13 protein-coding genes are annotated in these 14,099 nt (G+C 68.0%); 2 read left to right on the top strand and 11 right to left on the bottom strand.

Annotation, left to right across the window (positions count from 1 at the left end):
- Genes C4F17_RS23190 through C4F17_RS23165 form a run of 6 tightly spaced genes read right to left on the bottom strand, consistent with a single transcriptional unit; the run spans position 1 to position 7,326 of the window.
- On the bottom strand, positions 1–711 hold the full coding sequence (locus C4F17_RS23190; RefSeq protein WP_106936811.1) for an ABC transporter ATP-binding protein: 711 nt from the start codon (positions 709–711) through the stop codon (positions 1–3).
- Positions 712–731: 20 nt separating this feature from the next.
- Entirely contained in the window at positions 732–2,522 is a 1,791-nt protein-coding gene (locus C4F17_RS23185) for a branched-chain amino acid ABC transporter ATP-binding protein/permease (protein WP_106936810.1), read from the bottom strand.
- The gene (locus C4F17_RS23180; protein ID WP_081268848.1) at positions 2,519–3,442 is read right to left on the bottom strand and encodes a branched-chain amino acid ABC transporter permease; all 924 of its coding nucleotides are present in this window, start codon (positions 3,440–3,442) and stop codon (positions 2,519–2,521) included. The genes C4F17_RS23185 and C4F17_RS23180 overlap by 4 nt, the downstream gene beginning before the upstream one ends.
- A gap of 31 nt (positions 3,443–3,473) precedes the next feature.
- The gene (locus C4F17_RS23175) at positions 3,474–4,673 is read right to left on the bottom strand and encodes an ABC transporter substrate-binding protein (RefSeq protein WP_106936809.1); all 1,200 of its coding nucleotides are present in this window, start codon (positions 4,671–4,673) and stop codon (positions 3,474–3,476) included.
- Positions 4,674–4,728: 55 nt separating this feature from the next.
- Entirely contained in the window at positions 4,729–5,505 is a 777-nt protein-coding gene (locus tag C4F17_RS23170; RefSeq protein ID WP_106936808.1) for an SDR family NAD(P)-dependent oxidoreductase, read from the bottom strand.
- Positions 5,506–5,559: 54 nt separating this feature from the next.
- A complete protein-coding gene (locus C4F17_RS23165; RefSeq protein ID WP_106936807.1) occupies positions 5,560–7,326 on the bottom strand; it encodes an FAD-dependent oxidoreductase in 1,767 nt (588 codons plus the stop codon).
- 185 nt (positions 7,327–7,511) lie between these two features.
- On the opposite strand from C4F17_RS23165, the gene C4F17_RS23160 reads away from it, so the two are divergent.
- Both C4F17_RS23160 and C4F17_RS23155 read left to right on the top strand, forming a co-directional pair.
- Complete coding sequence (locus C4F17_RS23160) at positions 7,512–8,309, top strand: IclR family transcriptional regulator (protein ID WP_081268852.1); 798 nt, start codon at positions 7,512–7,514, stop codon at positions 8,307–8,309.
- A 165-nt stretch (positions 8,310–8,474) separates the two neighbouring features.
- Positions 8,475–9,566 (top strand): AraC family transcriptional regulator, encoded by a 1,092-nt coding sequence (locus C4F17_RS23155; RefSeq protein WP_106936806.1) that lies wholly within the window; start codon positions 8,475–8,477, stop codon positions 9,564–9,566.
- Between the two features lie 292 nt (positions 9,567–9,858).
- On the opposite strand, the gene C4F17_RS23150 is transcribed toward C4F17_RS23155, so the two are convergent.
- From C4F17_RS23150 to ruvX, 5 genes are all read right to left on the bottom strand, one after another.
- A complete protein-coding gene (locus C4F17_RS23150; RefSeq protein WP_081268854.1) occupies positions 9,859–10,605 on the bottom strand; it encodes a lysophospholipid acyltransferase family protein in 747 nt (248 codons plus the stop codon).
- Between the two features lie 140 nt (positions 10,606–10,745).
- The gene (locus C4F17_RS23140; protein ID WP_081268855.1) at positions 10,746–12,032 is read right to left on the bottom strand and encodes a dihydroorotase; all 1,287 of its coding nucleotides are present in this window, start codon (positions 12,030–12,032) and stop codon (positions 10,746–10,748) included.
- Between the two features lie 139 nt (positions 12,033–12,171).
- A complete protein-coding gene (locus C4F17_RS23135; RefSeq protein WP_081268856.1) occupies positions 12,172–13,134 on the bottom strand; it encodes an aspartate carbamoyltransferase catalytic subunit in 963 nt (320 codons plus the stop codon).
- Entirely contained in the window at positions 13,134–13,631 is a 498-nt protein-coding gene (gene pyrR / locus C4F17_RS23130; RefSeq protein WP_106936805.1) for a bifunctional pyr operon transcriptional regulator/uracil phosphoribosyltransferase PyrR, read from the bottom strand. The genes C4F17_RS23135 and pyrR overlap by 1 nt, the downstream gene beginning before the upstream one ends.
- Positions 13,628–14,092, bottom strand: a complete 465-nt coding sequence (gene ruvX, locus C4F17_RS23125; protein ID WP_234382322.1) for a Holliday junction resolvase RuvX — start codon at positions 14,090–14,092, stop codon at positions 13,628–13,630. Before ruvX ends, pyrR begins: the two co-directional genes overlap by 4 nt.
- Positions 14,093–14,099: the final 7 nt, after the last annotated feature.

Raw genomic sequence — 14,099 nt, 5'->3', positions numbered from 1 at the left:
TCAGTGCGTGCCGAGGTACGCGGACTTCACCTTGGGGTTGTCGAGCAGCTCGCGGCCGGAGCCTTCGAGCGTGATGCAGCCGGTTTCCAGCACATAGGCGCGGTCGGCCACGCCCAGCGCCTGCTTGGCCATCTGCTCCACCAGCAGGATGGTCAGGCCCGAACTGCGCAGCTGGCGGATGGCGTCGAAGATGTCCTTGATGATGAGCGGCGCGAGCCCCAGCGAGGGCTCGTCGAGCAGCAGCAGGCGCGGCTCGCTCATGAGCGCGCGGGCAATGGCCAGCATCTGCTGCTCGCCGCCCGACAGCGTGCCCGAAGGCTGGTGCTGGCGCTCCTTCAGCCGCGGGAAGCGCGCGAACTCGCGTTCGATGGCGCTCTCCACGAAGGCCTTGTCGTTGCGGCGCGAGTAGGCGCCGAGCATCAGGTTCTCGCGCACCGTCTGGTCGGGGAAAACGCCCCGGCCTTCGGGCGACAGCGCCACGCCCAGGCCCACGCGCTTGTGCGAAGGCACGTGGGTGCAGTCGTTGCCGTCGATCAGCACGCGGCCCTCGGCCACGGGCTCCAGCCCGACGATGCTCTTGAGCAGCGTGCTCTTGCCGGCGCCGTTGGCGCCGATGATGGTGACGACCTCGCCCGCGCGCACTTCCAGGCTCACGCCCTTGACGGCCTCGATGGCGCCGTACGAGACCTTCACCGATTCGATTTTCAGCATGATGGTTTCGGTCTTTCTGCTCAGGCGGGCATGGCCGTGGCCAGTGCCTCTTCTTCTTCGTCGTCCACGCCCAGGTAGGCCTCGACCACGCGCGGGTTGGCCTGCACCTCGGCGGGCTTGCCCTCGGCGATCTTGATGCCGTAGTCGAGCACGATCACGTGGTCGGAGATCGACATCACCAGGTCCATGTGGTGCTCCACCATCAGGATCGACACGCCGCATTTGCCGATGCGCAGCAGCAGTTCGCCGAGCTCGGCCGTCTCCTGCGGGTTCAGGCCGGCGGCGGGCTCGTCGAGCAGCAGCAGTTGCGGCTCGGTGGCCAGCGCGCGCGCCAGCTCCACGCGGCGCTGCAGGCCGTAGGGCAGGCTGCCGGCGGGCCAGTGCGCCAGGTGGCCGAGGCCGACCAGGTCGAGCAGCTGCAGCGCGCGTTCACGCGTCTCGCGCTCCTGCCTGCCGGCCGTGGGCCACGCCACCAGCGACGACAGGAAGCCGTTGCTCATGCGGCTGTGGCGGCCCAGCATGACGTTGTCGAGCACCGACAGGTCGGCGAACAGGCGCAGGTTCTGGAAGGTGCGGCCCATGCCCAGGCAGCAGATGGTGTGCGCCGGCTGGCCCACGATGTTCTGGCCCAGGAAGCGGATCACGCCCGCATCGGGTTCGATCACGCCGGTGAGCATGTTGATCATGGTGCTCTTGCCCGCGCCGTTGGGCCCGATCAGCGCATGGATGTGGCCGCGCTGCAGGCGGAACGACACGTCCTGCGCCGGCTTCACGCCGCCATAGGACTTGGTCACGCCCTGCACCACCAGCAGTTCGCCTTCGCCGCCGGGGCCGATCTGGCCGGGCACGCCTTTGCCGCCCGCGCCTTCGCCGCGATGGCGCGACTTCATGAACCACTTGTTGAACAGGCCCACCACGCCGCCCGGCATCACGTACAGCGCGAACAGCAGCAGGAAGCCGTAGAGGAAGTGCTGCGCCGAGGGCCAGCGCGCCAGCAGCGCGTCGGTCAGCGTGAGCAGCACCGCGCCCACCAGCGGGCCGTACATCGAGCCCGCGCCGCCGAACAGCACCAGCAGCAGGATGAAGATCGACAGGTGGAAGGTGATGAAGTCGGAGTTGATGTACTGGTTCTGCTGCGCCACCAGCGCGCCCGCGATGCCGCAGGTGACGGCCGCGACCACGAAGGCCATGACCTTGGCGCGGTACACGCGCACGCCCACCGAAGACGAGGCGATCTCGTCCGCCTGCAGCGACAGCAGCGCGCGGCCGAAGCGCCCGCCCAGCAGGTTGCGCAGCAGCAGGTGCAGCGCCGCGCACAGCACGATGCCGAGGATGACCCACTGCGTGGTGTCCAGCGGCGCGCCCTTCCAGGTGAGCGGACGGATGCCGTAGATGCCCTGCGCGCCGCCGAACACGTCGGTCCATTCGCCCACGAGCTTTTCCACCACGATGCCGAAGGCCAGCGTGACCATGGCCAGGTACGGCCCCTTCACGCGCAGCGAAGGCAGCGCGATGAGCACGCCGCACAGGCCGGAGATGACGGCGGCCAGCGCAAGCGCGAGCCACGGGTCCATGTCGGTGCGCGAAGTCAGCAGCGCCACGCCGTAGGCGCCGGCCGCGAACAGCCCGGCCTGGCCGAGCGATTTCTGTCCCGCGTAGCCCACCAGCACGTTCATGCCGGCGGCGCACAGGTAGTAGACGCACATCATGAAGGCGATGCGCAGGTAGTAGTCGTTGCCGGACATCGACACGATGCCGATCAGCACGGCCGCGAACGCGACCACGCCGGCGGGGTGGGCGAGGCGCTTCATACCTTCTCCACCGTCGAGCGGCCGAACAGGCCCGTGGGCCGGAAGGCCAGCACCAGGATGACGAGCGCGAACACCGCCACCTCACGCCACTGCGCCTGCCACAGGTTGACCATCGACTCGAGCACGCCGAGCAAAAAGCCGCCGATCACGCAGCCGCGCGGATTGCTCAGCCCGCCGATCATCGCGCCCGAGAAGCCCTTGAGCCCCACGGTCAGCCCCATGAAGAGCGATGCCTGCGCGATGGGCGCGAGCAGGAAGCCCGAGAGCCCCGCCAGCGCCGAGCTGACGACGAAGGCGCCGATCATCATCGCGTTGGTGTTGATGCCCATCAGGCTGGCCACGTTGCCGTTCTGCGCCACCGCGCGCATGGCCTTGCCGACCATGGTGCGGTTCATGACGCGGTCGAAGCCGAACATCACGACCACCGCCACGCCCAGCGTCAGCAGCTCCTGCGGGCGTACCCCCACGCCGAACATGCGGATCACGGTGTCGCCCACCGGCGCGGGCACCACCACGGGCTTGGGGCCCCAGATGGCCAGGCCCACGCTCTGCAGGATCACGCCGAAGCCCAGCGTGCTCATCACCCACGCCATGCCTGGGCGGCCCGCGAACGGACGCACGCCCAGCACGTAGAGCAGCCAGCCCAGCAGCCCCATCACGCCGAGCGCGGCCACCAGCGCGAAGAGCTGCGCGCCCGCGCCGGGAATGGCGTCGCCGAAGGTGGTGGAGTCGAAAGGCTTGCCCAGCACCAGGAACAGAGCGCTCATGCCGATGAACGCGCCGGCCGAGACGAACTCGCCGTGCGAGAAGTTCAGCGTCTTGGTCGTCGTGAACGTGATGCTGAATCCGAGCGCCACCAGCGCATAGGCACCGCCGACGGCGAGCCCGCTGATGAGCGCCTGCAGGAGCGCTACAACCATGGTCTGTGTCTCTTCTTGCTTCTTGCTTTGCTTACTGCTTGAAGTCGGCCGGCTTCAGGCCGTCGATCAGCGCGTCGCTGTAGGGCAGCAGCTTGCCGTCCTTCCAGCGGATCCACACCAGGTCCTTGGCGGTCAGGGCTTCGTGGTTGGTCTTGCTGAAGGGCTTGTCGTAGGTCTTGAGGACGCCCTGCACCGGCGTCTTCAGGTCTTCGAGCGCGGCACGCACGGCGGCGCCGTCGGTGCTGTTGGCCTGCTTCATGGCCTGGGCCAGCAGCTGCATCGAGTCATAGCCGTGCAGCGCGAAGGAGAACGAGCCCGGCGCCTTCAGCTTGCTGCCGATGCGGTCGAACAGCTTCTGCTGCGCGGGCGTGCGGGTCTCGCTCACGGTGCGCATGAAGATCGGCTTCTCGGCCAGCGCCTTGCCGGCCGCGTCGTAGAAGGTGATGTTGTCGGCGGCCCAGGAGGTGAGCGTCAGCGGGAAGTAGTTGATCTTCTCCATGCTGCGCACCAGCTGCGCGATGGGCGTGCCCTGCGCCCACACCACCACGGTGTCGACGTTGGCGGCCTTCATCTTGCTCAGCTGCGAGGTCATGTCGGTGTCGCCGACGCCGAAGCGCTCGGTGGCCGCGATCTTGATGTCCTGCAGCTTGGCGATTTCTTCCATGTCCTTCAGGCCGCCCTGGCCGTAGCCGGTGGTCTCGGCCATGAGGCCCACCACCTTGGAGCCGGCGGCGTTCTTCTTCACGTAGGCCATGAGCGCGGCCACCTGTTCGCGGTCGACCATCGAGACGCGGAACATGTAGTTGTCGGCGCCGGGGCTCATGGGCTTGGTGATGTCGGTGCCCGAACCCACGTTGCCCAGCACCGGAATCTTCTTCTGGTTGGCGATGTGCTTCCACGCCATCGCGTTGCCCGAGTTGGTGGGGCCGAACACGGCGACCACCTTCTCGTTGTCGATCAGGTCGCTCATGTTCTGGATCGACTTGGGCGGAGCCGACACGTCGTCGCGCGTGACCAGCGCCAGCTTCTTGCCCAGCACGCCGCCGGCGGCGTTGATGTCGGCAATGGCCGCTTCCATGCCCAGCACCGCGGCCTGGCCGCTCTGCGCCGAGGGCGATGCCGACAGGTCGCCGTTGTAGCCCAGCTTGATGTCTTGCGCCGACGCACCGGCGGTGAAGGCGGCGAACGCAGCCGCGGCGAGCAGGGTCTTGTACAGACGAAGGGTTTTCATTTTTTGTCTCCTGATGGATTGACGGACGGGGAAGCGAAGGGAAAGCGCAGGCGGCTCAGACGGCAAGGAAGCCGCCGTCCACCGGCAGCACGATGCCGGTGACGTAGCGCGACATGTCGCTGGCCAGGAAGATCACCGGGCCGACGAGGTCTTCGGTCTGGCCGACGCGGCCCATGGGGATGCGCGTCATGAACGATTCGAGGCGGCCCGGGTTGTCGCGCGTGGCGGCGGTCATGGGCGTTTCGATGACGCCGGGCGCGAGCGCGTTGACGCGCACGCCGGCCGGCGCCAGCTCTTGCGCGAGCGACTGCGTCAGCATCTTGATGGCGCCCTTGGACGGTGAGTAGCCCAGGCTCGCGCCCTGCCCCGCATAGGCGGCGATGGAGGCGATGTTGATGATCGAGCCCTTCGTCTGCTTGAGCACCGGAATGAAGGCCAGCGTGGTGTTGAAGGTGCCGTGCACGTTCACGTCGATGGTCTTCTTCCAGTTGGCGGCGGCGTTCGGGCTCGCGGTGGTCTCGCGGATGATGATGCCGGCGTTGTTCACCAGCAGGTCGACGTTGCCGATCTCCTTGCCCACGCGCTCGGCGAGCGCATGGCAGGCCTCGGGCACGGTCACGTCGAGCACGAAGGACCAGGCTTCGCCGCCTTTGTTGCGCACCAGCTGCGCGGTCTCGCGCACGGTGGCTTCGTTCATGTCGGTCACGACCACGCGCGCGCCGGCCTGCGCCAGGCCGAGCGCGAGCGCGCGGCCGTTGCCCTGCCCCGCGCCGGTGACGAGGGCGAGGCGGCCTTCGAGCAGGCGCGGCGCGACGTTGGAGGGAAAGGCCATCGGTGTCTCCTTCTATGTATGTACGGAATGCGGATGCTTCGATTGCGGGAGGGCTCAGGCCTTGCGGCTCACGGGCACGGCTTCGCGCTGCTCCACCTTCAGCTGCACCGCCGCGGCGGCCTCGGCCTGCGCGAGCTGCAGGCCCGCCACGTAGCCGAAGGTCAGCGCCGGGCCGAGCGTGATGCCCGCGCCGGGGTAGTTGCCGCCCATCACGCTGGCCGCGTCGTTGCCGACGGCGTAGAGGCCCTTGATCGGCTGGCGGTTGGCGTCGAGCACGCGGGTCTTCTCGTCGGTGACGAGGCCGGCGAAGGTGCCGATGTCGCCGACCACCAGCCTGATGGCGTAGTACGGGCCGTTCTCCAGCGGCGCGACGCACGGGTTGGGCGTGACGTTGGCGTCGCCCTGGTAGCGGTTGTAGGCCTTGCTGCCCTTGCCGAAGGCGGGGTCGTCGCCGGTGCGCGCGCCCTTGTTGAACTCCTGCACGGTGGCTTCGAGCGTGGCCGGCGCAATGCCGATTTCCCTGGCCAGTTCGCCGACGGTGGCGCCGCGCTTGAGGTAGCCGCTCTTCAGGTGGCGGCCGATGGGCAGCGGCGCCGGCGCGACGCAGCCCAGGCCGTAGTTGCGCAGCGCCTTGTGGTCGCACAGCAGCCAGGCCGTGACTTCGGGTTCGCCGTCGCTTTCGCAGGCCTTGACCATCGCCTGCACGAAGTCGTGGTACGAGTTGCCTTCGTTGGCGAAGCGCCTGCCCTTGGGCGTGACCGCGATCACGCCGGGCTTTGCGCGGTCGATGAAGTGCGGCATCACGCCCTTGGTGCCGTCGGGGCGGGTGGTGACCGAAGCCGGCACCCACGCGGCGGCATGCGGAATGGTGCCGTCGACGCGGCCGCCCACGGCTTCGGCCAGGCGCAGGCCGTCGCCGGTGTTGGTGGAAGGCGAAGGCGAGTAGTGCTCCTTGCCGGTCGGTGCGTGCGGGAACAGCTGCTTGCGGCGCTCCACGTCGTACGGGAAGCCGCCGCAGGCCAGCACCACGCCGCGCTTGGCGACCACGCGCACGCTCTTGCCTTCGTGCTGCACCACGGCACCGGAGACGCCGTCGTACTCGACCACCAGCTTCTTCACCGGCGAAGAAAGCCACACGGGAATGTCCAGGTCCATCGCGGCCTTGGCGAGGCGGCCGGCCAGCGCGTTGCCGTTGGTCAGCGTCATGCCGCGGCCGTGGCCCAGCACGTCGAGGAAGTGGCGGGTCAGCCGCTTGGTCACGTACCAGAACGAGGTGGGCGACTTGAACGCCCGCATGAAGTGTTTGATCTCGGGGCCCGAGCCCAACATCATTCCGAACACGGTCAGCTCGGGCAGCGGCGGCGCCAGCAGCTTGACGCGCTTGCCCAGCTCGCGGCCGTCGAACGGGCGCGTGACCATCGAGCGGCCGCCCTGCTGGCCGCCGGGCGCTTCGGCGTGGTAGTCGGGGAACACGGGCGGCATGTCGAACTGCACGCAGGTGTTGCGCGTGAAGAAGTCGATGGCCTTGGGGCCCATGTCGAGGAAGGCACCGACGCGCGCCGCATCGAAGTGCGTGGTGGTCTCGTGCTTCATGTAGGTGAGCGCGGCGCCCTCGGGCTCGTGGATGCCCTGCTCCGTGGCCAGGCGCGTGCCCGGAATCCAAAGCCAGCCGCCCGAGCGCGCGGTGGTGCCGCCGAAGCGCGGCTCCTTGTCGACCACCAGCACCTTCAACCCCTGCGAAGCCGCCGTGATGGCGGTGGACATGCCCGAGGCGCCGCTGCCGACGACCAGCACGTCGCATTCAAAAGTGTTCTGTTCCATCTCTGCCTGTTTCGCCTGTTTGTGTACGACTTAAGTTGCGGCGGAGTTTAGGCAGCGTTATTGATATGGTCAAGTCGTTTAGTTACTATCAGATGATCAGTCATCATCGATTGTCTGTGACAATATCAGTAGAAACCCTGATGGATATACTCGCCCCCACCCTCATTCCCCACGCCGGGCGCCCTATGGAAAAGCCAAGACGTGGCATTCAGTCAGTCGAAATCGGAACGCAGCTGCTCGTGGCGCTGGGTCGGCACGTCGCGCCGATGGCGCTGCGCGACCTGGGCAAGGCCGCGGGCGTGCCCGTGGGCAAGGCACATCCCTACCTCGTCAGTTTTCTGAAGGTCGGCTTCGTCGTTCAGGACGGCGCGGGCCGCTACGAACTGGGGCCGCTGGCCCTGCAGCTGGGTCTTGCCAAGCTGCAGCGGCTCGACCCGATCAAGGAGGCGTCGCCGCTCATCGAGGCGCTGGCCTCGGAAACCGAACAGAGCATCGCGGTGGCCGTATGGGGCAATTTCGGGCCGACCGTCGTGCGGCTGGAGGAACCCATCCACCCGCTGCACGTGAACCTGCGCACCGGCACCGTCATGTCGCTGGCCTACACGGCCACGGGGCGGCTGTTCGCGGCCTACCTGCCGCCCAAGGTGGTCGAGAAGATGATGCTCGAAGACCTGGCGCGCACCCGCCCGGCCGACGGCCGCGGCTCCACCACCGAACTGTCGCACTCGCAGATCGAGGCGCTGTTGGTCGAAACCCGCCTGCACGGCATGTCGCGCACGCTGGGCCAGCCGATTCCCGGCATCGACGCTTTCTGTGCGCCGGTGTTCGACTCGACCAACAACCTGGTGCTGGGCATCACGGCCATGGGCCCGGAAGCCACCTTCGACAGCGACTGGAACGGCCGCGTGGCCGTGCCGCTGAAAGCCTGCGCGCTCGAAATCTCGCGCAGGCTCGGCTTCGTGCCGATCGACGAGGCCAGCTGAAGTTAACCTCGCGTTAACTACCAATGATCAACTTTTAGCGCCAATTCTTCGCAATTGGTAGCGTGAGTGTGACTTTCTGCAGCCGCGAATCGAACGCGGCCGTTCGAAGTCTTCTTTAATCGGAGTCGTTCATCCATCAACGAATCCGCCAACACACACACACTCATGAGGTTCGGAACCCGCCGCAACCTGGTCGCCCCGCCCGACGACCGCTGCTATCCCATGCACGGCACGGCCGCCTGCGTGATGGCGCTGACGCAGAGCGGCGCCTCGGCATCGGAGCTCTTGCATGGCACCGGAATCGACGAAAGCGAGCTGATGTCGCATTCGAGGAAGGTCTCTTATGCGCAGATGCAGACCATTCTTCGCAATGCGGTGGCGCTGTCGCCGGGACCCGAAGCGCCGTTCGAGGCGGGCCGGCGCGTCAGCCTGGCTTCGCTGGGCGTATGGGGCATGGGCATGAGCAGCGCGCGCACCTACCGGGAACTGGCCGAGTTCGTGGTCAGGTACCAGTGGGTGCTGGGCCCGATGGTCGCCTTCGAGTTGCACGAGGCCGGCGGCAGCGCCTGGTGGACCTACACCCCGCTGCTGGTCTCGAACCCGCACAGCACCGAATACCAGATGAGCATGGAGTTCGCCCTGTGCATGGGCTACCGGATGTCCGAGATCGCCTTCGGCCCCGGCTTCAGGGCGCTCGCGATATCGCTGCGCTACGACGCGCCCGCCCATGCCTCGCTGTACGAGCATTTCTTCGGCTGCCCGGTGCACTTCGGCCAGCCGCACGACGGCTTCCATTTCGATCCGGCCCTGCTCGAGCACAGGTTGCCGCACGCCAATGCGGTCAGCATGGCGATGGTGCGCGCCGGCTGCGAAGTGCTGCTGAAGAAACTCTCCTTGCGGGGCAGCATCGAGGCGCGCGTGCGCGAACTGCTTGCGGCACAGCACGCGGAAAAGCCCGCGCCGGACATCGACGACATCGCGGGCGAGCTGCAGATGAATCCGCGCACCTTGCGGCGCAGGCTGCAGGAAGCCGGCACGTCCTTTCGCGGACTTCGCTCGAACGTGCTGAAGGACCAGGCCATTGCCTACCTGCGCGACACCGACCTGACGCAGGAAGAAATCGCGGCGCGGCTGGGCTTCAGCGACGGGTCCAACTTCCGCCATGCCTTCAGGCGCTGGACCAGCCGGCAGCCCGGCGACTTCAGGCCCAAGCGGGCAGCAGGCGCGCCGCCGGACGACGACCCCGAGCATCTGTAGGCACTCGCCCACGCACTTGTCTAGCTTTCTCCCGCATGTGCCCGCCGCCGCCGCGGCGAACCTTCAGGCTTACTTAGTTGGCTTTGGAGACCTGAACAATGAAAAGCATCATCCTCTGGCTTTGCGGCGTGCCGCTGGTCGTGATCATCGGCCTGAAGATCTTCGGCATCCTCTGACCCTCCAAGGAAACTTCCCACATTACCGGTTGCTCGAGAGAAAGTTCCTCCTCGCGGCGCATCCGCGCCGTTAAGCGCTCCTTCGGGAGCGCTTTTTTTGGGCCATGCCCGGCGAATCAGTGGGTTTCGCGGCGCAGCTGCTGCACGTCTTCGTGCAGCGACACGGCCCATTCGCGGCGGTCGCGGCCGTGCGACGGCTGCGGCTCGCCGTAGCGCACGATGGCCAGCAGCGGCGGCGCGCGCAGCGTGTTCCACAGCGATGCAAGCAGGTTGTCGTCGCCGATGTAGCGCGGCGCCTGGCTGGTCTCGCCGGTGGCGGCATCGGCAAAGCGCAGCGCGGCCGGCAGCACCGGCGCGCCCGCTGAAATGGCCGCCTGCAGCAGGTTGGCATGGAACGGCAGCAGGCCGCGCCCGTCGCTGGTGGTGCCTTCGGGGAACACGCCGATCAGGTCGCCACCGCGCAGCGCCTCGGTCATGTGGTGCACCACGCGCAGCGCATCGCGGCGGCGCTCACGCTCGATGTAGAGAGTGCCGGAGCCAGTGGAAAGCGTACCGATCAGCGGCCAGTGCTTGACGTCGGACTTCGACACGAAGCGCACGTGGCGCGCGGCATGCAGGCAGGTGATGTCGAGCCACGACAGGTGATTGCAGATGAGCAGCACAGGCCCCTCGGCCGGCGGCGTGCCCTGCACCTTGAGCGTGATGCCCATGATCTGCAGCATGCGCCGTGACCACGCCTGCACGCGCGCATTGCGCTCTTCCTGCGGAAGACTTGGGAACTTGTGGCGAATGGTCCACCAGCCCGCCAGCGCGTGCGCCACCGCGTGCAGCAGGCGCGCGCAGGCCTTCAGGGAATGAAGCATAGGGCGTGCGTCCTCTCAGCTTTCAATGCGTGATCGCGGAACACCGCGGAACCGGCTTTGCCGGGCCGCCGGTGTTGCCCCCTGCAAGGGGGTTGGCGTAGCGACACGAAGTGCGCGAAGACTGGGGGTGAGCTTCATTTCTAGCCGTGGACTACGCGGCCCGCCACCAGCGTGTGGCGCGCGCGGCCCTGCATCGGATAGCCGGAGAACGGCGTGTGCTTGCCCTGGCTCTTGAGCGCGTCGGGCCGCACCTGCCACTCGAGCGCCGGGTCGACAATGCACAGGTCGGCCACGCCGCCCTCCACGATGCGGCCGATGCCGGTGTCCGCGTCGGCCGCGGCCAGCAGGCGGGCGGGCGCCGAGGTCACGACCTCGATGGCGCGCGCAATGCCGGCACCGCTGCGCTCGCTCCACAGCAGCGCGAGCGGCAGCAGCAGCTCGAGCCCGGTCGCGCCCGCTTCGGCTTCGGCGAACGGCAGCGTCTTGGCGTCGGCCTCGACCGGCGTGTGGTCGGACACCAGCGCGTCGATGGTGCCGTCGGCCAGCGCGGCCGAGAGCGCATCGCGGTCGCCCTGCTGGCGCAGCGGCGGGTTCAGGCGGGCGCGGCTGTCGAAGTAGCCGATGTCGGTGTCGGCCAGGTGCAGCGAGTTGATGCTCACGTCGCAGGTCAGCGGCAGCCCCTGCGCCTTAGCCTCGCGCACCAGCGCCACGCCGCGCGCGCTGGAAATGCGGCACAGGTGCACCCGGGCGCCGGTGGCCTTCATCAGCTCGACGATGGTGAAGATGGCGATGGTCTCGGCCGACACCGGCACGCCGCCCAGGCCCAGCCGCGTTGCCAGCGGGCCGCTGGCGGCGACGCCCTTGCCCAGGTCGCGGTCCTGCGGGCGCAGCCACACGGTATAGCCGAAGGTGCTGGCGTACGACAGCGCGCGCTGCAGCACCTGCGTGTCGGCCAGCGGCACGTCGGCCTGGCCGAAGCCGATGCAGCCGGCCTCGGTGAGCTCGGCCATCTCGGTCAGCACGCCGCCGGCCAGGTTGCGCGTGAGCGCGCCCAGCGGGAACAGGCGGGCGCCCTGCAGCTTCTCGGCGCGGAACTTGAGCATCTCGACCAGGCCGGGCTCGTCGAGCACCGGGTCGGTGTCGGGCGGGCACACGAGGCTGGTCACGCCGCCGGCGATGGCCGCGGCCATTTCGCTTTCGAGCATGCCTTCGTGCTCGTAGCCGGGCTCGCGCAGGCGTGCGGCCAGGTCGACGAGGCCGGGCGCGACGATGCAACCCGCGGCGTCGATGGTGCGATCGGCCTTGAAGCCGGCGGGAACGCCGGCGCCGATGCCGGCAATCTTTCCGTCGGCGATGGCGATGTCGGCTTTTTTGTCAGTGCGCGATGCGGGGTCGACGACGCGGCCGTTGGTGATGAGGATGTTCATGCGTCTGTGCTTCCGGTGACAGTCATGGCCTTTTCGGGAAACACCGTGGAGCCGGCTTTGCCGGGCCACTGGTGTTGCCCCCGGCAGGGGGTTGGCGAAGCGACACGAAGTGCGCGAAGACTGGGGGCGAGCAACATGTCTATGCTTCGTTGCCTGCGACGATGCTCATGACGGCCATGCGGACCGCGATGCCGAAAGTGACCTGCGGAAGGATCACGCTCTGCTTGCCGTCGACGACGGCGGAGTCGATCTCCACGCCGCGGTTGATCGGCCCCGGGTGCATCACGATGGCGTCGGGCTTCGCCAGTTGCAGCTTCTCCGGCGTGAGGCCGAAGGTCTTGAAGAACTCCTGCGACGACGGCAGCAGCGCGCCGCTCATGCGCTCGTTCTGCAGGCGCAGCATGATGACCACGTCGCAGTCCCTGATGCCTTCTTCGAGCGTGTGGAACACGCGCACGCCCATGCCGGCCATGTCGGCGGGCACCAGCGTCTTGGGGCCGACCACGCGCACCTCGGCGCAGCCGAGCGTGGTGAGCGCGTGGATGTCGGAGCGCGCCACGCGCGAATGCAGCACGTCGCCGACGATCGCGACCGTGAGGTTCGAGAAGTCTTTCTTGTAGTGGCGGATCGTGTACATGTCGAGCAGCCCCTGCGTCGGGTGCGCGTGGCGGCCGTCGCCGGCGTTCACCACGTGCACGTGCGGCGCGACGTGCTGCGCGATCAGGTACGGCGCGCCCGACTCGCTGTGGCGCACCACGAACAGGTCGGCCGCCATCGCGCTCAGGTTGGCGATGGTGTCGAGCAGCGACTCGCCTTTGGTGGCCGAGGAGCGCGCGATGTCGAGGTTGATGACGTCGGCCGACAGGCGCTTGGCCGCGATCTCGAAGGTGGTGCGGGTGCGCGTGCTGTTCTCGAAGAACAGGTTGAACACGCTCTTGCCGCGCAGCAGCGGCACCTTCTTCACCTCGCGGTCGCTCACGCTGGTGAAGTTGGCGGCGGTGTCGAGGATGTGCGTGACGATGTCCTTGGGCAGGCCCTCGATCGACAGCAGGTGGATCAGCTCGCCGTGCTTGTTGAGCTGGGGGTTTCGCTTGTAGAGCATTACTTGCTTTCCTCCACCTTGAGGCTGAATGCGCCGCTGTCGGCCCGCGCCAGTGCCACCAGCTGGGTGGCCGGCAGGGTGAGCGTGGTGGCGGCAAAGTCCGCGGCCACCGGCAGCTCGCGCCCGCCGCGGTCGACCAGCACCGCGAGCCGCACGCAGGCCGGGCGGCCGAAGTCGAACAGCTCGTTGAGCACCGCGCGGATGGTGCGGCCGGTGTAGAGCACGTCGTCGAGCAGCAGCACGTCGGTGCCGTTCACGTCGAAGGGCAGCGCCGTCTGCGCGCTGGCCGACAGGCCGCGCCGGGCGAAGTCGTCGCGGTGCATGGCCGACGAGATGACGCCCGGCGCGCCGGGCAGGCCCAGGTCTTTCTGCAGCCGCTCGACCAGCCAGGCGCCGCCGGAAGTGATGCCGACCAGCCTGGTTTCAGGGCGCATCAGCGTCTTTACGCCGGCAAGCAGCGTCTTGTAAAGCGCTTCGGCATCGGGAATTGAACTCACGTGAGACTCCTCAGGAATTGCTCCAGGATGATGCAGGCGGAGGCGGCATCGGCATCGCGGGCGCCTGACGACAGGGCCTCCGTGGTGCTGTAGCGCTCGTCGACCTCGAACACCTGGAGATTGAAACGGCCCCGCAGCTGCCGCGCGAACTTCTGCGCGCGGCGCGTGTTCTCGTGCGGGGCGCCGTCGGGGTGATAGGGAACGCCGACCACCAGCGCGTCGGGCTGCCATTCCTTGATGCGCGCCTCGACCTGCGCGAAGCGGGCGTCGGCACCCTCGGCCTTGATGGTCGCCTGAGGGGTGGCGGTGCCCAGCAGCCGGTTGCCGCTGGCCACGCCGGTGCGCTTCAGGCCGTAGTCGAAAGCCAGGAAGGTCTGGAAATGGGCGGGAACGGCGGCAGGGGCGGCAGGGGTGGCAGGGACGGAAGAAGCGGGAGCGCCGGGAGCGGGAGCGTCTGGCATGACGGCG

It is taken from the genome of Variovorax sp. PMC12 (genome assembly GCF_003019815.1).
GTDB lineage: Bacteria > Pseudomonadota > Gammaproteobacteria > Burkholderiales > Burkholderiaceae_C > Variovorax.
This window is presented reverse-complemented; position numbering and strand designations above follow the sequence as displayed.